Raw genomic sequence first — 23,673 nt, 5'->3', positions numbered from 1 at the left:
AAATCTCAAATCTCAAATCTTGCCTAAAACTTATAAACCATATTCACGGTAAAAATCGAATCCAGATTACTGAGCCCTGGTGGGACGTCGTTGATGTATTTTTGCGTGGTCGAGATCTTAATCGCCAAGTCATCAATCAAACTGGTTTGCACCGAAAGGCGCGCCTCGAAGCTGGTGTTACTTGGTCCACTGATGGTGGTTAAGCGACCTTGGAGTTCGGCAGTTTTTGTCATTTGCCACATCAACTCTGCTTGTCCCCTGACGATGAACTCTTGCACGTTGTGCGGCAGGATCAGATCGTCATCATCAATCTCATCAAGGTTGGGTTTTTGGTAACGATAACCCGGGCCGATCTCTAGCAATAAGGTCATGTCTTCACGCCAAATCGCTTGGTAACCTAAACCTGTCGCGAAGGTAAAATCGTCGAAATAAGGGCCATATTTATCATTGGTGTAGGTGATGTTGGCGAGCACATACCGAGAGGGGTCGAATTTGTAGTTGGCCTGACTTTCCATTTCCCCTTTGCGCTTGTCTTCTTCGCCATCTTTCTCGACCAGCAAGAACTTAGCTTCTGAGGTGTGGCGGTATGGGCCGCTGGTGTAGCTCATCCCTAAACGGGTGTTCAGTGTGATCGAGTCAGAGTTGCCGGAGAGGGCTTGTAAACCGAGTTCGACTTCAGATTGCCAAGGTGGGGGCACGTCATCGGCCCATGCACTAAAGGGAAGTGCTACCAGACAAAACAAAGACGGTTTCAACAGCGCTAAGGCCATATGGTTTACCATTACTAAGATCGGAAAAACATTTTAACGGAAACTGCCAAATATGCGTCAGCAAGATGTTAAATTGGCAGGAATTTATTTCATCATTGCGTCAGCTTCTGTTCAGAGGGGGATTCCTTTTCTGATTGGGGTTATACCCGAGCATCTTCGTGTTGTTTGGGTATATAATGACGGGCGCAATGATAAGGTAACGAGTGATATGGCAGAGCAACGCAGCAAGCAATTTAACTCCAACAAACCCAAAGACCGTCAGGTTGATGCACTGAAAGTGCCACCGCATTCCTTGGAAGCGGAGCAGTCGGTATTGGGCGGCTTAATGCTGGATAACGAACGCTGGGACAGCGTGGCAGAAAGAGTGGTGGCATCGGACTTTTATAGCCGACCGCACCGCATGATTTTTGAAAGCACCAAGCAATTGCTTGATAGCGGGAACCCGCTTGACCTTATTACCCTATCGCAACACCTCGAAAAGAACAGTCACCTTGATGACGTCGGTGGCTTCGCTTATTTAGCAGAGCTTGCTAAAAACACCCCAAGTGCGGCGAACATTACGGCCTATGCCGACATTGTGCGTGAACGTGCGGTTGTGCGTAACCTGATCAGCGTGGCGAATGAAATTGCCGATGCGGGCTATGAGCCTGAGGGGCGTACTTCTGAAGACCTTTTGGACATGGCAGAGAGCAAAGTGTTTGCCATTGCCGAAGCGCGTACGAGTGAAAGTGAAGGTCCTCAGAACGTTGAAAATGTTCTGGAGAAAACCTTAGAGCGTATCGAGCTCCTCCTAAAAACACCGCAAGACGGCGTAACAGGGGTGTCTACGGGCTTCACGGATCTCAATAAGAAAACTGCGGGTCTACAAGGTTCTGACTTGATTATTGTTGCGGCTCGTCCGTCCATGGGTAAAACCACGTTTGCGATGAACTTGTGTGAAAACGCCGCGATGGATCAGGAAAAGCCGGTACTTATCTTTTCCCTAGAGATGCCCGCGGAACAGCTGATGATGCGTATGTTGGCGTCCTTTTCGCGCGTGGACCAAACCAAAATTCGTACCGGCCAGTTGGATGATGAAGACTGGGCGCGTATCTCTTCTACCATGGGGTTGTTAACCCAGAAGAAGAACATGTACATCGATGATAGCTCAGGCCTAACTCCGACAGATGTTCGCTCTCGTGCGCGCCGTATTGCGCGTGACCACGGCGGCCTGTCTATGATCATGGTCGATTACCTTCAGTTGATGCGTGTACCGGGTCTGCAAGATAACCGTACCTTGGAAATCTCCGAAATCAGCCGCTCGTTAAAGGCGCTGGCGAAAGAATTGAATGTGCCCGTTGTCGCCCTGTCGCAGCTTAACCGCTCGTTGGAGCAACGTGCTGATAAACGTCCTATCAACTCCGACTTGCGTGAATCTGGGGCAATCGAGCAGGATGCCGACCTTATCATGTTCATCTATCGTGATGAGGTTTATAACCCTGAAAGCCCGCTCAAAGGCATTGCTGAAATCATTATCGGTAAGCAACGTAACGGTCCTATCGGCTCGGTACGTCTGACCTTCCAAGGTCACTTCTCACGCTTTGATAATTACGCAGGCCCTGCGTTCGACGAAGAGTAACCGCGAGGTTTCATGAAAGCAGCAACTGCCTATATTCAACTGGATAACTTGGTGCATAACCTTAATGTTGTGCGTACCAAAGCACCCAACAGCCGTGCGTGGGCGGCGATTAAAGCCAATGGTTATGGTCATGGTCTGCTGCCTGTTGCAAATACGCTTGCCGCTCATGCAGATGGGTTTGGTGTTGCGCGACTTGAAGAAGCACTCGCACTTCGTGCCGACGGTATTGAAACGCCTATTTTGCTGCTTGAAGGCTTTTACTCGGCTGAAGATCTGCCGCTGCTGGCTGAACATCAGCTCCACACTGCGGTGCACTGCATTGAACAGCTTGAAGCGCTTGAGCGCGCCACGCTTACGACGCCATTGACGGTGTGGTTAAAGGTGGATTCCGGCATGCACCGTCTAGGTGTTCGCTCGGAAGAATGCAGCGAATTCATAGCGCGATTGAATGCGTGTCCGAATGTCGCTAAGCCACTGCATTTCATGAGTCACTTTGGCTGTGCCGATGAACTTGAAAATCCCGTCACGAATGCGCAGATCGCAATGTTTGCTGCTGTCACCGAAGGACAAGATGGCGATCGTTCGCTTGCGGCGTCATCAGGCTGTTTCTTCTGGCCCGACAGCCATCTTGATTGGGTGAGACCTGGCATTAGCCTTTATGGCGTGTCTTCCGTTTCATCTCTCACAGGTAACGCGCTGGGGTTGAAACCCGTGATGACCATGACATCGAGCCTTATCGCAGTAAGAACCGCGAAAAAAGGCGAACCCGTCGGCTACGGCGCGCGTTGGGTAACCGATCGCGACACCAACATTGGCGTGGTCGCGATAGGTTACGGAGATGGCTATCCACGTGTTGCACCGGATGGCACCCCCGTGATGGTGAACGGACGCAAAGTCTGCTTGGTGGGACGTGTTTCAATGGACATGTTGACCATTGATTTAGGCCCAGACGCGAAGGATTGCGTAGGCGATGAAGTGATCTTGTGGGGCGAAAGTCTCCCCGTTGAAGAGATCGCAAACCATGTTGGGACGATTGGCTATGAGCTTGTGACTAACATTACGTCGAGAGTTGATCTCGTTTATACCTAATCCTTTTCGTGAGTCATTTTGAACAGTCATCAATGTCTACTAGCCGCATCTTTGATTGCGGCTTTCTTATGCTTGCCAGCCAGTGCGAGCAATGACGAAACGGTTTCGTCATCCAATGAAGCGATCACCGCAGACGCTAAATCGCCTGATATAGAAATCGTCCCATTCGCATTTTCGACCGAAGCCATGGGGCTTTCTGCAGGCATGGCGGGGCTCTGGAAAGGAGCAGGCCAGCCACAAGCCTCAGTGTTTGCTGCAGGGCTCGGCACGGCTAGAAGTACGTGGATGAGTTTTATCGCTGCCAATAACTACGTGTTGTCATCAGACAGTCGTTGGTTATTCAGTGGGCAATTCTATGAAGCCGACTACACGCAATTTGATTACTTTCTTGGTGATGCGGCGAACAATGATTCCATCAAGTCAGGCAGCATAAAAGCCGATAGCCGAGACGCGCGTCATCATCTTTCTATGCGCTACATCTTGCCGATGGGCGCGGCCATTTCCCAGCCGATTCGTGCAGCTCTCTTTCCTCAGCGTCAGGTAGATGGTCATACTCCATGGGAGAGTGGCGTATCGTCTATTGAGCTTCGACCGTTTTATGAGTCCCGTGAACTGGCAGGCGGGGCAGCGAATATTCCTAGCGATTTTTCGAAGGCAGAAGAAGTGTGGGGGCTTGAAACCCGTTTCCGTTGGGATAACCGAGACAATGCAAATAACCCCACCAAAGGCAGTGTGAGCGAGTTGATCGTGACGGCTGATCCGGGTGCTAGTGATCGAGCAAGTTGGTGGAAGTGGGAAGCGAGCCAAAGTTGGTTCTTTGCCCTTGGTGATTGGGACGAAATGGCCAAGCAACAAGTGGTCGCTTTCAATGTGTATACCGCGGATACGCCCAGTTGGGACGAGAAAACCACGGTCAATGGTGAGCATGTTTATGAGCGTCCACCTGAATTTGCGGGTGCACGTCTTGGTGGCTTGTACCGTCTTCGAAGTTTTCAGTCAGGGCGTTTTGTTGATCGTTCAGCGCTAAGCTACACCTTGGAATATCGGGTGATACCTGAGTGGCAACCGCTTGGTGATGTGCCTGTTTTTAGTTGGTATGACGTGCCGTGGTGGCAATGGGTCGCGTTTGTTGATGCGGGGCGGGTTGCTGATTCTTATGATTTAGCTGAACTGCACAGTGACATGAAATGGAGTGCGGGCGGCGCTATTCGATTCCAAGTGGAAGGTGTTGTTGTGCGTTCTGAAATGGCGTGGGGCAGTGAGGAAGGCTTGTTCAGGGTCATGATTAATCAGCCGTTTTAAGCGCAAAAAAAAAGCCAAAGCAATGCTTTGGCTATTCATGATTGTCGGTTTTATTACCAGGTTACATTTTCTAAGCCGATTGAAATGTCATCACCGCCATCTGGACGATCAGATGTGATGTTCCATGTGAGTCGATACTTAGCCTGTGTCGATGCTGGAGTAAAGTCATAGGTATAGGAAACCGTCGTTGGTCGTGAATAAACCCTTGAGCGGTAGTTACCTACAGTCACCCACCCGTTACCGTAATCCATCTCCACAGTAAATCGAGAGAGGCCACCGATATCTTGTGTGGACAGGATTTTATAGTTCAGTGTGCTCGCTGAACCGATAGACAAGCCATCAATGGTTCCTTCAAAACGCGAGGAGTGCGTTGAGTTGTGGTAATCACCAACCCAAGTGACGGTGTCGTTCTCAGAACACCAAGTCAGTGAATTCGTTGCTGATGTCCAGCCACCGTTGCTACACCCTCGAATGCCAACTTCAGCGGGGTCATTATCAACAACAGTCACACTGGCTGACGTCAGATCGCTCTTGTCGGTGGAAACCCAAGCATCCAACGTGAAGTTCTCATTGCTCTCATGCGTAGCGTCATTCACGGTTGGCACGCCAATGCGCACTGACGTAACGCCTTGTGGCAGGCTGATTTCGGTCAATGTTGATGAGATCGTTGCAGAACCCGTTGAGTTATCAGAGAACAGCAATTCAACGGTATTTTGGTAATCGCTGTTCAAGTTTGCCGTGCCATCTTTTAATGCAACACGCAGTGCGGTGTTCGCATCGCTGGTGGACTTGTCGAAATTGATGGTGAAATAAGCCGTCGAACCTTCCGTCACAGAATCAGAGCCGAGCGTAATGCCTGTCACTTCTGGTGCTAAGTCACTCTTGAATTCTGTTTTCTCATAACAAGTGTGATCTTCTGATGTCACCGTTGCCATGGCACTGATGCGGCTCGGGAATAAGCCCACCCGCACTTTTTCGCCTGTCGAAGGCTTTAAGCGGTAAAGGTGATTACTGTTCACGTTACCCGATACATTCTGGTTCTTGGCTGCAACAAGCATTTGGCCATTTTGATCTAATGTGGCTGCCGCCACGAAATCGATATAGTGGAAGGCTTCAAAAGTTTGTGCGCCAGTGCTGGTATTAATAGAAAATGTACGGCTGTTGGTGACAAATAAAAGTTGCCCGTCTTGAAATACAAAATCCCCCCAGTTTGTGAACCCACCATTTTTCAATCCACTGTCAAAATCCCCGAGGTGAGTCGTTTCGCCAGTTTCTGGGTCTACCTTGAAAATCGTACGCGCATCTGAAGCAAACAACTCACCGCTATCCGGATCAAACGCCATTCGCAGGATTTGCTTGTTTACGGTAGGGCCAGCAACGTGCTCGCCAGTTGCGGGATCCATGTAAGCCAACTGATAAGACTCGATGGCTTTGGCGTGAAGATCTAAGCTTTTCAGCTCTTCTGCGGTGACTTCGGTTTCTGGTACTTGAACATGATAAGTGGTCGGCTGAGGTGAATTTGTGTAGTAGAGGCGATCAGTAATGCGGTCATACGCCATGCTTGGTGTACTGAAAAGCGCGCGAGAATGGAACTCCACGCGTTCGCCCGCATCTGAGAAGTATTGTGTCGACATTTGCTTCGCTTCTTGTACATCGAGCAGCAAGCCGACGTGTCCACGTCCAGCATTCATCGAATAAACGTTACCAGCACAGTTTGCTACTGCCTGCATAGAGGTGAGAGCACCAGCAAGAATCGCGGTTGAAAGCAGAGTCTTCTTCATCATCATTGGAAACCTAGAGTCTGTTAAAAGTTGTTCGCCCACCTTCTATGCTCCAAGACAGCGCTAAATTTTCGCTGTTTCACTGAGAATACAAGGCTGAGCCGTGTCGCATCGATTACGACAAATTTACGATGAAGAGAGGGTATGCAATTACGTGACACTATTTTGTTTTATAAATGAGACGTGAGATTTTTTAATGATTTTTAAGCAGGAACCCATAGAAAGCCTCGAGGTTTTTAATGATAAAAGTCGTAATTGATGACTTCGGTATTTGGTGATTATTGGTTCTTAAGTACGAGTAAAGGCTGGCGTGCTTAAAATTGGAATTAACTGCATATATTTATTCTTTTCAATAAGATGAGGTGGTTGGACAGCGTTTTTACACAGTGACAAGTCGCTTGTATGAGGCAAGGGTTTGCAATCTGCTTTACATGTGTCAGTCGGCTTAGGGTTGTTATCTTTTTATTGCCTTACTTCTACTCCCCTTGAATCGTAATCATGACGGTTCGAGGGCCCCCGTGATCTCTATGTTCACCAAGATAAATACCTTGCCATGTACCTAACGCCATTCTGCCTTTTGATATAGGTATCGACACGCTTGAGCCAAGTAAGGAGCTTTTGATGTGCGCCGGCATGTCGTCATCCCCTTCATAGGTATGTTGGTAGTAAGAAGCACACTCTGGAACGAAGTGGTTGAAATGCGCTTCCATGTCACTGCGTACCGTTGGATCAGCGTTCTCATTCAGTGTCAAACTGGCAGAAGTGTGTTGAATAAACAGATGAATTAGACCGATATGTAATTCGCGCAACTCAGGAATATGTTGTTCGATTTCATCAGTGATTAAATGAAAACCACGGCGCTTAGCGGTTAAATTAATAGTTTTTTGAATCCACATTTAGCACACCTGCTATTCAATCATTTATTTAAAATACGTGCTCAAGAGACCTTGGCACCGCGTTCGAGCATGCACAATCACTGACTTAACGCAAAACGGTTGCAATGTAATCATGCCAACATAGCAACTCTTAGCCTATCGCAATAAAAAGATATCGGCTTAAAACTACGTATTGGCCTAGCATGGGTACAAAGTAGATCGTAACATTACACCACTTTGGCGATTACATGACGAAGTGTGGTCTGCCTCGAACAATGTGGGATGACAGCGCCCACTCGAACCGACTCTGTCTATAAGGAACAATAACTATGTTGAAGTCTATCAATCCGACGCAAACGGCAGCGTGGAAATCGCTTACCGCTCATTTTGAAGATGCGCAGGATTTGACCCTTAGCTCGCTTTTTGCCAACGATCCAAACCGTTTCGATAAGTTTTCTGTCAATTTCGGTGACGATATCCTTCTGGATTACTCGAAAAACCTGATCAGTGAACAAACACTCGATAAGTTGTTCGCGCTTGCAGACGAAACAGAGTTGAAAACCGCGATTGGTGCAATGTTTGGTGGCGATAAAATCAACCAAACAGAAGACCGTGCAGTGCTGCACATTGCTCTGCGCAACCGCAGCAACACACCGATCATGGTTGATGGCGAAGATGTTATGCCACACGTGAACGCTGTGCTTGAGAAGATGAAAGCCTTCTCAGAGCGTGTCATTGGTGGTGAGTGGAAAGGGTACACCGGCAAAGAAATTACCGACATCGTGAACATCGGTATCGGCGGTTCAGACCTTGGCCCTTACATGGTGTCAGAGGCATTGGCTGCGTACAAAACGCGCCTGAACCTGCATTTTGTATCTAACGTTGATGGCACACACATTGCTGAAACGTTGAAAGGTTTGAACCCAGAAACAACACTGTTCTTGGTGGCATCTAAAACCTTCACCACACAAGAAACCATGACCAACGCATTGTCTGCGCGTGATTGGTTCCTGGCGACAGCAGAAGACCAAGCACACGTGGCGAAGCACTTCGCTGCGTTGTCGACGAACGCTAAATCTGTTGCGGAATTCGGCATCGACACCGACAACATGTTTGAGTTCTGGGATTGGGTTGGCGGTCGTTACTCTCTGTGGTCTGCAATTGGCTTGTCTATCTGTTTAGCGGTTGGCTACGACAACTTTATTGAGTTGTTGGCTGGCGCACACGACATGGATAACCACTTCCAGCAAACCCCGTTCTCTGAGAACTTGCCCGTGCTGTTGGCATTGATTGGTGTTTGGTACAACAACTTCTATGGCGCAGAGTCAGAAGCGATTTTGCCGTACGACCAATACCTGCACCGTTTTGCTGCGTACTTCCAGCAAGGCAACATGGAATCAAACGGTAAGTATGTTGATCGTGACGGCCTACCTGTTGATTACCAAACGGGTCCAATCATTTGGGGCGAGCCTGGCACTAACGGTCAGCACGCGTTCTACCAGCTGATTCACCAAGGCACGAAAATCATCCCGTGTGATTTCATTGCACCAGCAATCAGCCACAACCCACTGAGCGATCACCATCCAAAATTGATGGCGAACTTCTTTGCGCAAACAGAAGCCTTGGCATTCGGTAAAAACCGCGAGCAAGTGGAAGCGGAATTTGTCGCGGCAGGTAAAACGGCGGAAGAAGTGGCAGAGCTTGTGCCGTTTAAAGTGTTCGAAGGTAACCGCCCAACCAACTCTATTTTGGTGAAGCAGATTACCCCTCGTACGCTAGGTAACTTGATTGCGATGTATGAGCACAAGATCTTTGCGCAAGGCGTTATCTGGAATATCTTCAGCTTCGATCAGTGGGGCGTAGAGCTAGGTAAACAACTGGCAAACCAAATCTTGCCAGAGCTTGCAGATCAAGAAGCCGTTGCGAGCCACGATAGCTCAACCAACGGTTTGATTAACGCGTTCAAACAATGGCGCGCCTAATCGCTCAGGTTCAGTAAGAAACAAAAAACGCCGCATTAGCGGCGTTTTTTTATGAGCAAGAATGACGTTAATCGTCAAAACAGATTTCGATATAAGCTCGCCCGAAATCAGAATCAAATGGCATGATGATGATTTGGCCTTCGCTTTTATGTGTGATGGTGTGGTCGCGACCTGACACAACGATCGGCGTTGCCATATCAAAGTCGAAGCCTTTCTCCGCAAGAAGACGCTTCGCACCGCCTGTCACCATATTGGTGATTTCACCGACCATGTCCGTCACATCTGCATCGATTGACGTTGGCTTCTCGCCCAACATACGGTTCATTATTTCTAGCGCCAGCTCTTCCTCAAACGTGACAGAAAGAGAGCCTCTTGTTTTAGGGCCAACCATGCCAATCAAACCTGACACGTCGCCTTTCGCAACTTCCGATGTCTTCAACTGCGGTTTCTTTGGCGTAATCTCAAGCTGTGCCATGGTCGTCAATACATTGACCAAAGAAGACAAAAATGGGTTTACAAATTCCGCGCGCATAATGTTCGTTTACCGTCCTAATGCAACTAATGTTTCGCTACCTGACAAGATCCACAGGTTCCATGTGTTTCTACAACGTGATGACTCACTGCAAAACCAGCCTGACTTGCTTTCTCTTGCAGCGCTGTAGACAAAGAATCAGCATGACACTCTTCCACCGCACCGCACGAATCGCAAATCAGTAATTGTGAACAGTGTTGCGCATGGCCGGGTAAGCAGCAAGCGATAAAGCTATTCGTAGACTCTACTTTGTGCACAAACCCCTGAGAAAGCAAAAAATCGAGCGCTCTGTAAACCGTAGGTGGTTTTGCTTGAGGCTCTGTTTCTCGTAATACATCCAGCAAATCGTAAGCACTAATGGCTCGTTTACTCTGAACGATAATTTCATATACCCGTTCACGCTGACTAGTCAGGCGCACGCCTCGCTCTTCGCATAAAACCTGAGCGCGGGTAATTAGCTGTGCAATATTGGTCATAAGACCTCAAGAATCAGGCTGAAGGCTTCATTCTATCACAGCAAACAAAACGCGCACCCGCAAGGCCGTGATGAGGGTTTATATTTCATCATTGTAGATGATAGAAATCGGTAGAAATGCGTTCTAGCACGTGAAGTTGGTGGTTTTTTCTATTTAATGACAATCAATAGAGGTGAAAGGTAAATCAAAATCACGCTAATGCATTGTTTATAAGCATTTTAGTGAGTGTCGATGTGCTCGCGGCAAATTAACGTGCCGAAATCTTTCACTAATGTTTCTTTCGTCAACGCGCAATAAAAATGCTCATCAGACATCGGCGTGTGGAATTTGCATGTTTTGCACAAACCAAAGTTGGCCGATTGTGTGCTGCGTTGTATGTCTCTCAATAAGGTTTCCAACTGCGTTTTTAATTGTGCATTTCCGTCGCCCATTTTCTCCAAACCTTGTTTAAACGAAACAGGAGGAACGGCTTTTTTGGCAAGGCAGGAAAAGAAAAGCCTACTTCCGTTGGTCAATTGGCTGGCTCAGAAGTGTATAGCTACGTATGGCCAACGGCGCTTAACTCTGCGGACATTGGGTTTGATAAAGACAAAGGCATCGTCGCGTTAGCGGTCACTGCCCACCCTGATTTTGATGATACGCCGCGTTACGACGAAAACCGCGACGGCGATAACGCCAATGTGTTGATGCGCATAAAAGACGATGAGCTTGCGGTGAAATATGCCAAAGCATGGCTGACAGACATTGGTGAGGCTGACGCCATGGTCAAATTTGGCAACTGTGCGTTTTGCCACACCACAGCAGACCTCCCACAATATGATGAAGCGCTTAACCAGAAGGGGCATACCATCTATAAATTGGAAGGGTGTCCTGAGTAAGTTGAAAGTGAACTTATTGATTAATAAAAGGCACTGCATCATACCGTGCCTTTTTTGCATCCTATTGATGATGAATACCTTGAGGTGAACGCGTTCGCGACTTGGGCATTGGCATGACTTGAGGTAGAATCCGCTCTCTTTTATTAGGTGCTGCTTTTCGCAGCACTTTGCCGTTACAGAGTGCAACGAGGTCGATCCATGCTTAACGAAACCACTGACATCCAAAACCCACTATCAGGCGGCGTGTCTGAGGGTTTGTCTTACCCGTCAGCCCGTTTCTCCATTGCGCCGATGCTGGATTGGATTCACACTTTATAAAAATCAGTGGTTTAATTATTTGAGGGGGTCTATAGGAGATCCCCTTTTTTATGGTACCCCTCAGTTCCCCTCGTTTGGTTCCCCTCGCAAATACACATTCCCTTCAAACCGCACGTGCTTTGCTAACACGAATTCTTCACCCCGGTGTTTGATGATCGGGAATGGGAACGCCAGCATCACTTCTTTTTGGCAGTGGGTGCAGATGTGCTGCCATTGTTTTGGGTTGGTGTGAATGATTTTGGCGTTCTGGTCTACACGGTAAACGCCTTGCCCACAATCGCAGGTAAATTCCACCAAGGTGGCGGTGATGGTCTTCTCTTTTTGCATGGCGTGAACCTGTTTTACGTGAGTCGCTGCTTTTTACTTTCGCTCATCTTGGCGGCTTTTTCAGCCTTTCATTTTTTGCAATTTTGTTTTTGTGTAGTTTTTGCTGTTGGCACCAGTGCTGGCACGGGTTCGTCGCTTGGCTTGCTGATCGTTTATCTGATCATGTGATCGTGGGATTTCATGACGTGAAATGCGCTGATTTATTTAATATCAATCACTTAGGTTTTTGGCGGTTAGCTTTTGGTGATCGTTAAAACTGAAAAACAGTGAAAAAAAGCGCATTTATTGAAATTCCTGATCATTGCCAAAGCCCCAGCAGCCGTGCGGGTTGGCGGTATTTTTTTGCGTAACCGAAAACTGAAAAAAAAATGAGATCGCGAACGCCGCGGGAGGGGAGGAGGAGTACGGTTTACGTGGCGTAGACGTTCACGTGTGCGCATTACGTGGCGCTTTTCTGGCGCGTGGTGGTTCGTTCGTGTTTGTTGTGGATGCGTGGCGTAGGCAAAAGAAAACGCCCCGTGGTGGGGCGCTTAGGTGGCTTGTTTTACGTGGGTGTTTTGCGGTTAGGTGATCGGCCAGTTGCCTGCGCTGCTTCCGCTTGATACTGCGGCTTTTGCGTTGTTGGTGATTTCATCAACCACGGCGTTGGCGATGGCTTCTGCCATCTTGGCAACGAATGCGTGTTCGCCTTCCGTGGTGAAGCCTTGGCCTTTTAGTTCAGTGATTATCTTTCCTTTCAAGCTGCTTTTGCTGAGTGCCATTACTTGCCCGCCGTTACTGTTGATGAACCGTCGCCGTGTGGTAATCCGGTGAAGTGACAAATGCACTCTTTGGTGATCACACCTGTGCCGCCGTTCATCATGATGATGCTTGCGTCTTCGGTGATTTTCTTGGCGGTGGTTGCTTTGGTCTTGCCCACGGTTTCGGTGTGGTTGCCTGCGATTTCTGCCACTCGGTTCTCGAGCACTTTGATTTTTTGCTGTAGGCATTCGAGTGTGTCGGCTTGGTCTGTCTTGCGCTCGAAGTTCCCTTTGTCGTCAACCAGTTGGTAAACGCCTTCGCGGTGTTGGTATCGGCTTTCGCCTGCGTTGATGGCGGGCAGCTTGAAGCCGAGGCCAAGCACGGTGCGAATGAATGGCTTGTCTGGTTGGCCGCGCACAAAGGCGACTTCGACGATTGCGCCAATGGCGGGCGGTTCGAGCCTTCCCGCGTGTTCGCCAATACCAGGCACTGGCAGTGGTACTGCTTGAAAGACCGGCACGTCTTTTCTTTCGACCATGTTGCCGTCTAGCAGGTGAATGTCTGCAGCGTAATGCGGGTAAAAGCGTTCGCTCAGTTCTCCGCCTGCTGGCAGTTCTGGCAGGGCGACGACTTTGGCGAGGTGCGGCAAATGCCAATCGCCTGTGAGCTCTGGGAACAGGCGCAGCACGATGCGTTTGATTGTTTTTACGTCCATGAGATCACGCTCTCTGTTCCTTTGTGTTCGACGGTTGCCAGCCTGCGGCCATTGACTAAAACACCCGGCTTGAAATGCGGGGAGCATGGCACGGTAACGGTGCGTTGTGATTGGTGCGGGTTGGTTATGTTGGCAGGCACGGAAACGGGTTTGTCTGCCCAGTAGCTATCGGCCCAGCTTCCCACGTATATTTTGCCGTCGCCTTGTTGTTGCCACATGTAATCGTGAATCCCGAACGCGGGGCCGAGTTCGTCTAACAGGCGGTACCCGTTGCCTACGGAGTAGAAACAGGGGATCGCGCTTTTGGTGTATGCCTTATCTGGTACCACGAATTGCAGGCCCGTTTGTTGGGTGATGTTGCTGAGTATCTGCATCAATGTTGGGTGGCGCATTACTACGCTGATTGGGTGATACAAGACGGCTGCAGTTTCACGGCAAAACACGGTAACAAATCCGTTTGCGGCGGGTGATACGCGTTCGATGTAGCCTGTGAATACGCGGCGCAGTGCATCGCCCCAGCCCAACTCGACGGCCACTAATTGATTGGGTTCAGCATCGCCTTTGATGGTGAGTTGTGCTCGCCCCGGTGCGTTCTCGGAAAACGCCAGCGTGTGAGCGCTGACGTGTTGTAGTTGGTTGCCGATATAAAACTGAATATTGAACTTCATGCGAGTGCGTCATCTAATTGTTTCAAGTACGCCATTACGCCTGTCAGTTCCACTTCGGTTTCGGGCGGAACGTCGTCAGAGGCGGTTGGCGGTGCGGTGGGTGTTTCCACGCCGCTGGCTTTTTGCTGGGCGGCAGGTTTGGCGGGTTCTCGCTTCTCTGCTCGCTCGGCCACGCTCAGGTGTTCAACCAATTCGAAGGTGATCAGCCATTGGCGCAACTGCGCGTCTTCTTGTGCGTTGATGCTGCCTTGGAATTTCACTTGGCTGATTTTGAGCGCTTCGGCGGTGTGGTTGTTGATGCGATACACCTTGCGTGCGCCTTTTTCTTTTTCGCCTGCCATGGTGTAGATGCGGTTTAGCTCTGGCGCTTGGTCAAAGGGTAAGGTGCCTGTGATGGCAAGCACCTTGGCTTTGTCGCCCGTTTCGGCTTGGTCGGTGGCGGCAGAACTGCCGGACATGTCTTGTCCGGCGAGTTGCTGACGTGCTGTGACCTTTAAGCCTTTCAGCGGAATTCTAGTGGCGGATAGGGTTAGCATTCTATTCCGAAAACTCCCGTAACTGTAAGAATTCCAGTTCGAAAGTATCTTCGGCATCACTGCCGACGCTAAATGAACCGCCGCAATATGCCGTAGCAATTTCACCCACAATCGCCTTGTTCGTGATGACGCCTTCATAAAGCTGACTGAAATCTGCGCGAAGTAATGCCACTTTCAGGGTATGATCTCGCTGTAACGTCATTCGCACAATAACCGTTTTCCCCTGAATCTCGGAGAACGCAACGCCCGTTTCAAGTAGCGGCGGTGTACCTTCATTTAACGGGTTTAAAAAAGCGAAGCGCACTAATGGTGTAGTACTCGTGTTCAGGTAAAAGAAAAACACACCTGCTGACGAAAACAGGCTGTCTTTGTCATACTCAGGCGGATAACCTATGTAATCATCACCTTTATTCCATGCCAACACTACACCTGTACCTTTTGGAAAGTTAGCCTGAAAACGAAACTCGACCGTGTCACCTGTACGCTTGAGGCAGTATGTGTTAAATCCCTTCAAAGACGGCGAGATAATATTCCGCACATAGCCAGACGGTGCACCTACATCAATGGGTGGATGAATAACACGGCCACGACCTGCCACGACATCACGCCAATGCGCTTTATCCAGCACATTAAAACCCAGATTGTAGTGCATGACAGGAAAACGGTTTTCCTGCCTATCTGCCACAAAATCCAGCCATCCCACCGCCAGGTAATTGGCCACAATGTCTGGCACAAACAGGTTTTCGACAGTACTTGGCAGCGTAATACGTATACGGTTAAGTCCGTAGCGCAGCTTACCCACAAAACACGGAAAGTCAGCACGCCCACCCAAAGCGCCACCCACACAATCCGGCGAGACGTCATCAAAAATGGTCTCTTTATGATAGTCCGATGCGGTACAAAGCTGCGCTTCCAGCAACAAACGTGGCAGATCTTCGCGGTTAGCGTTGTGGTATTTCTGAGATGAACTCTTGTATGCTCGGTAAATAAGTGAGTGATCTCGGCGCTCGTTCCACACCCACAAGTCAATCACGTTTTTGCCAGCGACCTTTTGCGCATCATCAGCATAAATCACGCCATTCTGATAAAGCTTGTTGGCGCCACGAATAGGATCACTGGAGCTGATGTCATTTCTGCTCAGTGCATAACGCACAGCTGAATGCACAACGTCGAAACAATGCCGATCTTCTCGCAGTGTAGGCACGTTCTCCTGTTGTGCAGTCTTGAATAGAAATTCAGCTTTTTTCAAGTGACCAAGGTCATTGAGGTGCAGGCCATCGCTTGAGGCGGTCGCAAAACAGACCTTATCACCGTTGTTATAAATCCAGTGTTTGATGGCCTGATTGATGTCAATGAATTCGATACCGTATTCATTAGCAAGACGGCGCTTAACCTGATCAATCAGCTCACTGACTTCACGGTTTTGTCCGTAATCACCGCTTTCAGCGGTGTTATTGCTCGGTGGACATGACATCAATGCTGGCTGCACGCCACGCGCAAACGCATCAAGAATTAGTGCCTGGTTTTCGATGTAGGTTCTTCGCTCCAACTGCCCAGCACTTTGATTGTGTGAGTCATTCAGTCCGAACATGATTCCGATCCACTCCAAATCAGAGTAGGAAGAATTGCCATACACGGCATTATATACATTTTTCACCGCCCAACCGTCCTGCGCCTGCTTGCCTCGATATCCCGCGTTGTAAACGCGGATCAAGTCATTTCCGTGGAATTCTCGCAATATGCGCTGCATGACATTAGGATACGCATTTGGCACCTCAGTATCGTCATGATCATAAACCAACCCATCCGGCACTTCATTTCCAATCAGGCGGTCAATGTTCCATTTAGAAGCTAAAGCCACACCGTCAATTGTAGTGATACGACCATCTGTAGTTGAGTCACCAAAGAAGCAAATCGGAGCCTTTTCCCCTGCAGCCCAACGTGCTGCTTGACCTTGCAATGAGGTCAGATGCTTCGGCTTGGCAAAAGAAACTCCGGCAATCAACAATTCTCGAATACGTGCCGCACCATTCTTATTTGGTTGCCAACCCGCTTGCTCTGGCGTAACAGTCAGTTTTCGGCGAACCCAAAAACCACCGTCTGCTGCGAAAACCGTGGCATCATTGGCCGAATGCGGCGCGGTCGTCATCCAAATCAATGCACCACCACCACCATCTGCCTCAACGTAATAGCCTGACAGCTCCACCTGTTGCCCCAGCTTTAACCCTTTAGTTTTTTTTAGCTGTTGAACATTGCTTACAATTGATGAACATGTTTGAACAGTCCAACCCTTGATATCATCCGGCCTCAAATCAACCACCGTCCCATCTGCCAACACCTCTGCAATCTTACAAACAAAGTGCGGCACTTCTCGGTTGCCTTGGGTTTGGGTGTAGTCGTCGAGTTCGTCGGGGGAAACGACGATTTGAAACTCGGTGTATTGTGCGCCGCTTGGGGTGCCTTCGCGCCAGCCGTCGAGGTAAACGAATGTTGGCTTGGCGGTGATGTTTAGCGAACGCTCGAATTCCATTTCAACGGGGCGGCCTGAAATGTAGCCACTGCCAGCCGCTACTTTGTAGCTGTTCGCGGTTGCGCCTTTCGTTACCAGAAAACCGTCTTCAACAAACCAATCTTTGCCATTCAAATCGCGGTTCATCTTCGCGCTGTCGTCGTCCATCTTCACCATGCGCGGTTCGGCGTTGTACTGCCATGATTCCGCGTTCACCGTGATGTTGGTGATTTCGGCAATGTCCTTGTACTCAAGCACAAGGTTTCGCACCATGGTGTTGCCAACAACGCCCGGTTGGTCGGCGGTTTTTGGTGTGAGTGCGTGGTGGTCAATCGTCACCAATACATCGAACTCAGAGCAATACGCGCCCGTCCAGTTGAAATGGAATGGGCCAACATGACTTGCCAGTGTGCTGGTATAAATCACCGAGTCTTCAGACAAGCGGCCACGGCTATCAATCGCGCTTTCATGCACGATAAATTCAATGGGAACGCCGTCATCTGGTTGCGGTAAATCGGGGCGATTTGGCACATTGGCGAAAATCAGTTTGTCGATCACCAACGGTTGTTCGTTCGCGTTCAGCGTTGCCAGCAGTGCTTTACCTTTGGCGGTGATGATTTTTGAATCGGTAAGGTTTGCCATGTTCTTTTCCCTCAAGCCTTTGCGTGTGCTTGGTAGTATTCACATTCGAAATTAGTCGGACGCGGTAACGCGGCCACGTTTAAGCGAGTAGTTACGCGGGACACGTCCAGCGAACCTTCAAAACTCTGCACTCTTGCTGCCACTGGCAGTTCTAAATAACTGGTGTACTGATAGCGCCGACAGGTGCGCCCGTATTGCCTGATCACCGTGTCGAGCAGTTCTGGCACTTCGGACAAATCGCCGTCACGAATCTGCAAGCTGATCACGTCCCAATCGACGCCCGTTAGCCGCTCGTCTTGCGTGATGTGCGGATAACCCAGCGTTGCAAACATCTCTTCCCAGCCTGCCACGCTGCCGCCATCGCGTGCGAAGCCATACGCATGAGCAACACGGATTCTGAAAAGCGCCTCTGGCTCTTGACCAAGGCGGTTAACGTCCCGTTCCCATGCCATCAAATTGACTACACCAATGGGGGCTTTTAGCGGGTCGTGCTTTTCAAGTGGCAGCATCAGCGCTGCTTCAACATGCGCCCAGTAGTTGCGCAGAGCGCGGGCGAACTTCGCCAGTTCGCCGCGTCCCATCCAATACTTGAAATTGATTTCTGGCATTTTCATGGTTTAGCCCTGCATTGCCACGGTCAGTGAAGACAAGCGCGGAATGGTCAGATTGCTTTCTATGTCCGGTTGTCCGAACTCCAACGATTCAATGCCAGCAAACTGCGCGTGCAACTCTTTACCCAGCAGAGAAAAACTGAACCGGCCAGCAGGGGTGGTGCGTGTGGCGGTGTAATCGCTGTTCTCACGGAACGCCGCACGAATGAAGTTTTCCACGTTGGCGGCAAGGGCGGTGCGTTCTTCCGGCACCAGTGAATTTTTCGGCCACACCTTCACGCTGACAGCGTGCTCAGTTTCCGGCATTGGCATCACTAACAAATCATCACCGTGGCCGTGTTGCCCGTTGTCTTGAATGTGTTGGTTCAGGTCTGCGATCATTTCCGGCGCAGGGTTGCCGGTGTCGAGTAGGATTAATGCGTTGGCGGTACCTGGTCCACGTGGTGCGTTATGTTCGAAATAAATGTTGTCGTCTTGAATGCCTGCCTTTTCCATCAACAAAGAACGGTAAGCCGCATCAATGTGCCATTTCGCAACAGCAGACCATTGGTTGCGCACACGCAGGCGCAAATCATCGTCGCTTTCTTCGTCTGCGCCGTTTTCGATTAGCCAATCGTCTTCGTTCGTCGCGGCGGCAATGCCTGAAATCACCACAGGCAACACATGAAAGTAACCGCCGCCGAGGTTGTACCCTGCGCCCGCGTGTTCGGCTTCCACTTGTGCAACCACCGTGGTTTCGTTTTCTTCCATGGTGGTGTCGGCCAACACCTGAACGCGGTAAATCTTGCCGTTGATGGCTTCCGTTTGAATCCACGTGTCTTTTGGAATAATCAACGCAGGGCCTTTCACTGCCGCACGTTGAAACAGAATTTTGCCCTTGGCTTTGCTGGCTTCTTTGCGCAGAACACGACACGCCCACGCCAACAAATCTAAATACTTGCCCTTGGCCGTTGCCAAAAACATGTTCGGCATGATGTAGCCCACCAACAGGGTGTTAATCAGCCACGTGGTGCACGTGATCACCGCTTGCTCAACCATGCGCCAGAAGGGAGAAAAGCGGCTGTCGTTGTTGATCACACTGCCTTCTTTTTCCATTTCTTCTTTTAGCACTTTGCGCCAGCCTGCCGAGTCTGTCGGAATACCGGCATCTTTCACGATTTGCGCATAATCAGGCTTTGGAATATTGCCCATCAGTTCGTTACCTCAAATTGCAGATCACCAAATTCACGTGTCGTGGCGAATATCCAAATTTGCCCCAGCGTGGGTTCTTCCAGCGTGACCGTGCCCGGCACCATTCGTGTTTCTTCTTCCACCAGGAGTTCGATTTGCTTCTTTAGGTCGGCGCGGCCATCACGGCTTTTTTCACCGATCAAGGCCACGGCCAAACCGCTTTCAATAATCGCGTGTTTAATGTCTTGGGCTATCACGGCGCGGTCTTGAATCAGCACAGGATTGCGGCCTGCGTCTAGCTTCACGTCGCCGTTCTCGATCAGAATGTCTTGATAGATGTAACTCACGGCGCGGCCATCTCCAGTTCGTGTGCCAAGTCTTGCGGGCTGTTCATGTAGGTTGGGTAAATGTTCACGCCGCCGTAGCTGGTTGAACGGCCACTGTTGTACGTGTGCATTTGACGCGCCACACCGCCCGCCTGCACGCGGGCACGTGGGGTGGCTTGCTGAACAGATTCAATTTTTTGACCTGGTGCATCGTCGCTGCCGAAACCGGGAATCCAATCAACTAACCCTTTCACCGATTCCATTGCAGCGTTAAATCCGCTGTTCAGCCATTCAAACACACTGCCAAACACGGCTTTCACTTCATCGGCAACCGCAAACAGGCCATCAAAGGCGGTGAAGTCAGTGAATCCGCTTGTTACCCATTTCCAGCCACCATAAATGGCTTGGAATGCGGCGCGGAACGGGGCGGAAAGCAGAGTGACGGCATCAAACCACGCGGTATCACCAAAGCTGGCTTTCAGATCATCCCAGTAGTACGTCAACGCACCGATAGCAGCGACGGCAGCCACACACGCACCCACAATCAGAATGATAGGGTTCGCGGCAATCACGATGTTCAGCGCCAAGAACGCACCCTTGGCGAAGGCCAGCGTTTTAGAAAGTGCACCAAATGCGAATGTCACTACCTTGAGCAAAGGCGCACCGAGTGCCACGGTTGCCCACAGCATTTTGCAAGCGCCCGTCAGAATAGTGAGCACACCGCCCGCAGCAACAAGGCCAAAGAAGCCGACCGCCGCAAAGCCAATGTATTTTGTGATGTTCGGGAACAGCTTTGTCCATTCCACTAACTGCATGGCGCCATCCGACAAGGTGCCAACCAGCGGCAGAAGCGACGGCAACAGCGCAGTGCCGATGGCAGCACGAATGGCAAACAAACCTTGTTCCATGCGTTCCCATTGGTCAGTCATCGCGCCTGCCATTTGTTCAGCCACTTCTAGCCCTTGCACCTTGCCGAGTTGGTCAATCGAACCTGCTAGGCCGTCAGTGTTTTGCATGAGTAGCTGAATCATTGCAACGGCTTCTTGTGAGCCAAACGCCTTGGAAAGCTCCGCCGATTCCGCCACCGAAATGGTGTCACCGAATTGGTTCTTCAATTTGCCGAGAATATCGACGATAGGGAGTAACTGACCTTGCGAGTCAGTGAACGACATGTTCAACGAATCTTGCGCTTTCGCCGCACCTGCCAAGAACGCACGGTATTTTGTACCTGCTTCGCTGCCGCTCATGGTGGCCTGAAGCGTACCGAGGATCGCCATTTGTTCGGTCATGCCCACACCAACAGCGGTTGCCGACGCACCCACAGAGGTAAACGCCGAGCTCATTTCTGCACCCGTTGTTTTGAACATCTTCACCGCTTGAGCGGTTTGGCCGCCCAACTGGTTCACCCAATCGGCTTTCCCCATCTCATTGGCTGAGTTTTGGAAAATGCCGTACATGGTACCGACGTAGCTAGTAATGGTGGCGGTGTCGGCTTTCGTCGCTGCCGCCAACACACCCGAGGCGCGGGTAAACTCGGAAAGCTCATTGCCAGCCAAGCCCGCGATCGCTGATTGAATGTCGTAGGACGCGGCCACAAACTCGGTGGCTGATTTGCCATACTCCACCGAGAATTGCAGCGCGGTTTCCGTTAACGTCTTCAGCTGCGCATCTGCAACGCCGAGCGATTTCACTTCACCCAAACGCCTGTCCATTTCAATGGCCGGCATCAACGCTTGTTGCAGTGCAATACCCGCACCCGCCACGCCAGCAGCGCCCGCCACCATGGTGTGCGTGCCGTCGCGGTAGCTTTTCGCCATATCACCGAATTGGCGCTGAATGTTGCCCAGCGGCTTGCTGATTTGGTCAATCAGTCCAACGGTGAAACGTAGCGGTTCAGGTAGTGACATTCGTTATCCCGTAAATGCTTTAGCAGTGCCGTTCGTCATAGCGGCGCTCATGTTTTGCCAATATTGCTTTTCTAACCAAACGGCTTGCGCCAAGCTCTTTTCCGTGTCCGGTTCGTGGGGTAGCCACTTTCGGCGCAAGGCGTACATTTGGCCTAAGTCGCTGTTTTCCAGCGACTTCACCAAACCTTCTATTTTTTTACAGTAATCGCGACCTTCGGCGCGTATTCACCCACAATAGAACCCGCAACTTGCAGCATTGCGCCTGCGTTTTCTTCATCCAGCTTTCGCAAGACTTCTTTGCCTTCGTCGCCTTCGGCGGATTGCATCACAAAGTTATGCGCGGATTCAGTCAGTTCACCGCGTGCCATTGCACCAATGTATTCGCCGTAAAGTTCAGGCGTTGGCGAAAAGGTGATGTCTGCGCCTGCAATGGTCAGAACGATTTGCTTGCTCATTTGCGTACTCTCTCTAGTTTTTCATCCAGTCGGTTAAAGCCATCATTCAGTCGTTGTTCGATGCGGCTAAAACCAGCGTTTAATTCTTCACGTGTTGCGTAACTTTCCGCGACGTGGGCGCGTTGCTCACTGATTGCTAGTTCATTGGCAGCGGTCTTGATAAACAGATAACCGATGCACGCTGACAAGATAGTGATTGCGACACACAGCACCGGCACTACTAAACTCGCGGTGTTCGGCTGGCTGTGCTGTTTGATTGCTTCGGTCATCTGCACCCCTAAACTTTCAGCTTCTTGTCTTTGTCGGCACTGCCCTTGCTGGAACCGAGCCAGTAGGCCACCGCTGTAGAAAATGCGGTGAGCACTGAACCGACGATAATCATGATCACCTGGTCGAAGCGTTCGGGAATGCCATCAACAAACATCAGGCTGCCAAACATCGCGGCCACCATCAGGCATAGCCCCACGGCCAAGGCCGAGGGCATCCAATGGTCTTTGTGTTTGTCGCGTGCGTTCTGTGTGTCGGCCATCTCGGATTGATAGCGTTTCAAATCCAGCCCAGCTTCTTCCAGTGTCAGGCGTCGCAGTTCCACCGCGTGGTCCAATTCAAGTTGCTTGAGTTTCAGCAGTGCGTCTGGGTTGGTGCGCAGTTCTGCTTCAATGGCGGTTGGCGTGTTTTCCACGCCCAGCGCACTGGCAACCAAGCCACCAATGGCACCGCCAGCAGGCCCACCAATCACCGAGCCAATCAGCGGCGCGGCGGTTCCGATTAATCCTTTAACCTTGTCCCACATGGCTTAGTCCTTTTTGATAGTGAGCATGGCGGGTTCGCCGCCGAGTTCTGTCATCAGCGCATCAAACGCAGCCGTTGAATTCAGCACTGCCCATTCGCCGTGCAATTCACCGAAGTGAACACCCGGAGCCAAACAGCCTTGCAATTGGCTTGGTGTGTTGGCCTTGTGAATCAGAATGTGCGTGCGCAGGCTAGGGCCGTAACGTGTCACGCCCAGTTCTGGTGCTTCCAGTGCGTAGCATTTGCCAAACTTTGGCGACGAATGCGGCAACAGGCTGTAGCGGCCTTCGGGAATACACGAACGCGACGGTGCGTTGTTCAGGTCGGCGCGTTCCGCCATCACACACACTTGTGAACCGTCTTCACGGTGCAGGGTGCTGAATGTGCCGTCTTTGAAGTAGCGGCGCTTTAGAATGAAATGTTTCAACGTTTCACCTTCAATTCGATCAATTGCTGACACTCAACGCAGGTGCAGCAATGGGGTAAATGCTTTCGACGTGCGGCGGGGATTTCCTCGCCGCATTCAACGCAATGCGTTTCGCCGTGTGGGTGCTGGCTTTTTTGTAAGGCCGAGGCTGCCAACTGGTTAGCCAATGCCACTTCGGTCTGTTTGGCTTCGTTATCCGATGCACTGTCAAATAAGTCCGGCATCC

The 23,673-nt window shown here is 50.4% G+C and carries 26 protein-coding genes and 1 pseudogene; 5 read left to right on the top strand and 22 right to left on the bottom strand.

Annotated elements, in window-relative coordinates:
- Positions 1-23 precede the first annotated feature (23 nt).
- Positions 24-770 (bottom strand): DUF481 domain-containing protein, encoded by a 747-nt coding sequence (locus BCT27_RS16275; RefSeq protein ID WP_102396265.1) that lies wholly within the window; start codon positions 768-770, stop codon positions 24-26.
- 208 nt (positions 771-978) lie between these two features.
- Between BCT27_RS16275 and BCT27_RS16270 the strand changes: the two genes are divergently transcribed.
- The 3 genes from BCT27_RS16270 to BCT27_RS16260 are packed head-to-tail and all read left to right on the top strand — an operon-like array spanning position 979 to position 4,779.
- A complete protein-coding gene (locus BCT27_RS16270; protein WP_026024765.1) occupies positions 979-2,388 on the top strand; it encodes a replicative DNA helicase in 1,410 nt (469 codons plus the stop codon).
- A gap of 12 nt (positions 2,389-2,400) precedes the next feature.
- Entirely contained in the window at positions 2,401-3,477 is a 1,077-nt protein-coding gene (gene alr, locus BCT27_RS16265) for an alanine racemase (RefSeq protein ID WP_102396264.1), read from the top strand.
- An 18-nt stretch (positions 3,478-3,495) separates the two neighbouring features.
- Complete coding sequence (locus BCT27_RS16260; protein ID WP_102396263.1) at positions 3,496-4,779, top strand: BamA/TamA family outer membrane protein; 1,284 nt, start codon at positions 3,496-3,498, stop codon at positions 4,777-4,779.
- 53 nt (positions 4,780-4,832) lie between these two features.
- Here the strand turns inward: BCT27_RS16260 and BCT27_RS16255 are convergent, their stop codons facing one another.
- Complete coding sequence (locus tag BCT27_RS16255) at positions 4,833-6,563, bottom strand: YncE family protein (protein WP_102396275.1); 1,731 nt, start codon at positions 6,561-6,563, stop codon at positions 4,833-4,835.
- 473 nt (positions 6,564-7,036) lie between these two features.
- On the bottom strand, positions 7,037-7,456 hold the full coding sequence (locus BCT27_RS16250) for a secondary thiamine-phosphate synthase enzyme YjbQ (RefSeq protein ID WP_102316339.1): 420 nt from the start codon (positions 7,454-7,456) through the stop codon (positions 7,037-7,039).
- Between the two features lie 308 nt (positions 7,457-7,764).
- Here BCT27_RS16250 and pgi point away from each other — a divergent pair, with 308 nt between their 5' ends.
- Positions 7,765-9,417, top strand: a complete 1,653-nt coding sequence (gene pgi, locus BCT27_RS16245) for a glucose-6-phosphate isomerase (RefSeq protein WP_102316338.1) — start codon at positions 7,765-7,767, stop codon at positions 9,415-9,417.
- Between the two features lie 67 nt (positions 9,418-9,484).
- On the opposite strand, the gene BCT27_RS16240 is transcribed toward pgi, so the two are convergent.
- From BCT27_RS16240 to BCT27_RS16230, 3 genes are all read right to left on the bottom strand, one after another.
- Positions 9,485-9,949, bottom strand: a complete 465-nt coding sequence (locus BCT27_RS16240) for a chemotaxis protein CheX (RefSeq protein WP_017011250.1) — start codon at positions 9,947-9,949, stop codon at positions 9,485-9,487.
- A gap of 26 nt (positions 9,950-9,975) precedes the next feature.
- Complete coding sequence (gene zur / locus BCT27_RS16235; protein ID WP_102316337.1) at positions 9,976-10,425, bottom strand: zinc uptake transcriptional repressor Zur; 450 nt, start codon at positions 10,423-10,425, stop codon at positions 9,976-9,978.
- A 218-nt stretch (positions 10,426-10,643) separates the two neighbouring features.
- A complete protein-coding gene (locus tag BCT27_RS16230) occupies positions 10,644-10,856 on the bottom strand; it encodes a hypothetical protein (RefSeq protein ID WP_241908588.1) in 213 nt (70 codons plus the stop codon).
- Between the two features lie 48 nt (positions 10,857-10,904).
- Here BCT27_RS16230 and BCT27_RS25995 point away from each other — a divergent pair.
- Positions 10,905-11,303 (top strand): annotated as a pseudogene (locus tag BCT27_RS25995) (DUF2024 family protein); the annotation flags it as partial.
- 378 nt (positions 11,304-11,681) lie between these two features.
- Here the strand turns inward: BCT27_RS25995 and BCT27_RS25415 are convergent.
- The 16 genes from BCT27_RS25415 to BCT27_RS16140 all read right to left on the bottom strand — a co-directional run bounded on the left by BCT27_RS25415 (position 11,682) and on the right by BCT27_RS16140 (position 23,671).
- Positions 11,682-11,948: a hypothetical protein gene (locus tag BCT27_RS25415; RefSeq protein WP_133153380.1), complete on the bottom strand. Its 267-nt coding sequence runs from the start codon at positions 11,946-11,948 to the stop codon at positions 11,682-11,684.
- Positions 11,949-12,511: 563 nt separating this feature from the next.
- A complete protein-coding gene (locus BCT27_RS16205) occupies positions 12,512-12,709 on the bottom strand; it encodes a hypothetical protein (RefSeq protein WP_102396261.1) in 198 nt (65 codons plus the stop codon).
- Entirely contained in the window at positions 12,709-13,404 is a 696-nt protein-coding gene (locus BCT27_RS16200; protein WP_102396260.1) for a hypothetical protein, read from the bottom strand. The genes BCT27_RS16205 and BCT27_RS16200 overlap by 1 nt, the downstream gene beginning before the upstream one ends.
- The gene (locus BCT27_RS16195; RefSeq protein WP_102396259.1) at positions 13,395-14,072 is read right to left on the bottom strand and encodes a hypothetical protein; all 678 of its coding nucleotides are present in this window, start codon (positions 14,070-14,072) and stop codon (positions 13,395-13,397) included. Before BCT27_RS16195 ends, BCT27_RS16200 begins: the two co-directional genes overlap by 10 nt.
- Complete coding sequence (locus BCT27_RS16190; RefSeq protein ID WP_102396258.1) at positions 14,069-14,608, bottom strand: baseplate complex protein; 540 nt, start codon at positions 14,606-14,608, stop codon at positions 14,069-14,071. The genes BCT27_RS16195 and BCT27_RS16190 overlap by 4 nt, the downstream gene beginning before the upstream one ends.
- Before the next feature lies 1 nt (position 14,609).
- Positions 14,610-17,759 (bottom strand): SGNH/GDSL hydrolase family protein, encoded by a 3,150-nt coding sequence (locus BCT27_RS16185; RefSeq protein ID WP_102396257.1) that lies wholly within the window; start codon positions 17,757-17,759, stop codon positions 14,610-14,612.
- Positions 17,760-17,770: 11 nt separating this feature from the next.
- A complete protein-coding gene (locus BCT27_RS16180) occupies positions 17,771-18,373 on the bottom strand; it encodes a hemolysin (protein WP_102396256.1) in 603 nt (200 codons plus the stop codon).
- A 3-nt stretch (positions 18,374-18,376) separates the two neighbouring features.
- Positions 18,377-19,561 (bottom strand): baseplate J/gp47 family protein, encoded by a 1,185-nt coding sequence (locus BCT27_RS16175; protein WP_102396255.1) that lies wholly within the window; start codon positions 19,559-19,561, stop codon positions 18,377-18,379.
- Positions 19,561-19,887, bottom strand: coding sequence for a DUF2590 family protein (locus BCT27_RS16170; RefSeq protein ID WP_102396254.1), 327 nt, complete (start codon positions 19,885-19,887; stop codon positions 19,561-19,563). The genes BCT27_RS16175 and BCT27_RS16170 overlap by 1 nt, the downstream gene beginning before the upstream one ends.
- Positions 19,884-21,773 carry a phage tail tape measure protein gene (locus BCT27_RS16165; RefSeq protein ID WP_102396253.1) on the bottom strand — a complete coding sequence of 630 codons (1,890 nt, stop codon included), beginning with the start codon at positions 21,771-21,773 and terminating at the stop codon, positions 19,884-19,886. The genes BCT27_RS16170 and BCT27_RS16165 overlap by 4 nt, the downstream gene beginning before the upstream one ends.
- A gap of 3 nt (positions 21,774-21,776) precedes the next feature.
- Complete coding sequence (locus BCT27_RS25490; RefSeq protein WP_422386139.1) at positions 21,777-21,920, bottom strand: DUF6890 family protein; 144 nt, start codon at positions 21,918-21,920, stop codon at positions 21,777-21,779.
- A gap of 41 nt (positions 21,921-21,961) precedes the next feature.
- Complete coding sequence (locus BCT27_RS16160; protein ID WP_102396252.1) at positions 21,962-22,228, bottom strand: putative phage tail assembly chaperone; 267 nt, start codon at positions 22,226-22,228, stop codon at positions 21,962-21,964.
- Entirely contained in the window at positions 22,225-22,497 is a 273-nt protein-coding gene (locus BCT27_RS16155; RefSeq protein ID WP_102396251.1) for a hypothetical protein, read from the bottom strand. Before BCT27_RS16155 ends, BCT27_RS16160 begins: the two co-directional genes overlap by 4 nt.
- An 8-nt stretch (positions 22,498-22,505) precedes the next feature.
- Positions 22,506-23,021: a hypothetical protein gene (locus BCT27_RS16150; protein ID WP_102396250.1), complete on the bottom strand. Its 516-nt coding sequence runs from the start codon at positions 23,019-23,021 to the stop codon at positions 22,506-22,508.
- A gap of 3 nt (positions 23,022-23,024) precedes the next feature.
- Positions 23,025-23,447 (bottom strand): DUF5675 family protein, encoded by a 423-nt coding sequence (locus BCT27_RS16145; protein ID WP_102396249.1) that lies wholly within the window; start codon positions 23,445-23,447, stop codon positions 23,025-23,027.
- Positions 23,444-23,671: a TraR/DksA C4-type zinc finger protein gene (locus BCT27_RS16140; RefSeq protein WP_102396248.1), complete on the bottom strand. Its 228-nt coding sequence runs from the start codon at positions 23,669-23,671 to the stop codon at positions 23,444-23,446. Before BCT27_RS16140 ends, BCT27_RS16145 begins: the two co-directional genes overlap by 4 nt.
- Between the last annotated feature and the right edge of the window lie 2 nt (positions 23,672-23,673).

The sequence above is a fragment of the Enterovibrio norvegicus genome (genome assembly GCF_002876705.1).
Taxonomy (GTDB): domain Bacteria; phylum Pseudomonadota; class Gammaproteobacteria; order Enterobacterales; family Vibrionaceae; genus Enterovibrio; species Enterovibrio norvegicus_B.
The sequence above is the reverse complement of the archived record's forward strand: the minus strand, read 5'-3'. Positions and strand labels throughout refer to the sequence as shown.

What these genes read in the sequence shown, in the direction of transcription:
- BCT27_RS16275 (WP_102396265.1), bottom strand. Translation starts at nt 770, where the DNA reads ATGGCCTTAGCGCTGTTGAAACCGTCTTTGTTTTGTCTGGTAGCACTT.
- BCT27_RS16270 (WP_026024765.1), top strand. Translation starts at nt 979, where the DNA reads ATGGCAGAGCAACGCAGCAAGCAATTTAACTCCAACAAACCCAAAGAC.
- alr (WP_102396264.1), top strand. Translation starts at nt 2,401, where the DNA reads ATGAAAGCAGCAACTGCCTATATTCAACTGGATAACTTGGTGCATAAC.
- BCT27_RS16255 (WP_102396275.1), bottom strand. Translation starts at nt 6,563, where the DNA reads ATGATGAAGAAGACTCTGCTTTCAACCGCGATTCTTGCTGGTGCTCTC.
- BCT27_RS16250 (WP_102316339.1), bottom strand. Translation starts at nt 7,456, where the DNA reads ATGTGGATTCAAAAAACTATTAATTTAACCGCTAAGCGCCGTGGTTTT.
- pgi (WP_102316338.1), top strand. Translation starts at nt 7,765, where the DNA reads ATGTTGAAGTCTATCAATCCGACGCAAACGGCAGCGTGGAAATCGCTT.
- BCT27_RS16240 (WP_017011250.1), bottom strand. Translation starts at nt 9,949, where the DNA reads ATGCGCGCGGAATTTGTAAACCCATTTTTGTCTTCTTTGGTCAATGTA.
- zur (WP_102316337.1), bottom strand. Translation starts at nt 10,425, where the DNA reads ATGACCAATATTGCACAGCTAATTACCCGCGCTCAGGTTTTATGCGAA.
- BCT27_RS16230 (WP_241908588.1), bottom strand. Translation starts at nt 10,856, where the DNA reads ATGGGCGACGGAAATGCACAATTAAAAACGCAGTTGGAAACCTTATTG.
- BCT27_RS25415 (WP_133153380.1), bottom strand. Translation starts at nt 11,948, where the DNA reads ATGCAAAAAGAGAAGACCATCACCGCCACCTTGGTGGAATTTACCTGC.
- BCT27_RS16205 (WP_102396261.1), bottom strand. Translation starts at nt 12,709, where the DNA reads ATGGCACTCAGCAAAAGCAGCTTGAAAGGAAAGATAATCACTGAACTA.
- BCT27_RS16200 (WP_102396260.1), bottom strand. Translation starts at nt 13,404, where the DNA reads ATGGACGTAAAAACAATCAAACGCATCGTGCTGCGCCTGTTCCCAGAG.
- BCT27_RS16195 (WP_102396259.1), bottom strand. Translation starts at nt 14,072, where the DNA reads ATGAAGTTCAATATTCAGTTTTATATCGGCAACCAACTACAACACGTC.
- BCT27_RS16190 (WP_102396258.1), bottom strand. Translation starts at nt 14,608, where the DNA reads ATGCTAACCCTATCCGCCACTAGAATTCCGCTGAAAGGCTTAAAGGTC.
- BCT27_RS16185 (WP_102396257.1), bottom strand. Translation starts at nt 17,759, where the DNA reads ATGGCAAACCTTACCGATTCAAAAATCATCACCGCCAAAGGTAAAGCA.
- BCT27_RS16180 (WP_102396256.1), bottom strand. Translation starts at nt 18,373, where the DNA reads ATGAAAATGCCAGAAATCAATTTCAAGTATTGGATGGGACGCGGCGAA.
- BCT27_RS16175 (WP_102396255.1), bottom strand. Translation starts at nt 19,561, where the DNA reads ATGGGCAATATTCCAAAGCCTGATTATGCGCAAATCGTGAAAGATGCC.
- BCT27_RS16165 (WP_102396253.1), bottom strand. Translation starts at nt 21,773, where the DNA reads ATGTCACTACCTGAACCGCTACGTTTCACCGTTGGACTGATTGACCAA.
- BCT27_RS25490 (WP_422386139.1), bottom strand. Translation starts at nt 21,920, where the DNA reads ATGTACGCCTTGCGCCGAAAGTGGCTACCCCACGAACCGGACACGGAA.
- BCT27_RS16160 (WP_102396252.1), bottom strand. Translation starts at nt 22,228, where the DNA reads ATGAGCAAGCAAATCGTTCTGACCATTGCAGGCGCAGACATCACCTTT.
- BCT27_RS16155 (WP_102396251.1), bottom strand. Translation starts at nt 22,497, where the DNA reads ATGACCGAAGCAATCAAACAGCACAGCCAGCCGAACACCGCGAGTTTA.
- BCT27_RS16150 (WP_102396250.1), bottom strand. Translation starts at nt 23,021, where the DNA reads ATGTGGGACAAGGTTAAAGGATTAATCGGAACCGCCGCGCCGCTGATT.
- BCT27_RS16140 (WP_102396248.1), bottom strand. Translation starts at nt 23,671, where the DNA reads ATGCCGGACTTATTTGACAGTGCATCGGATAACGAAGCCAAACAGACC.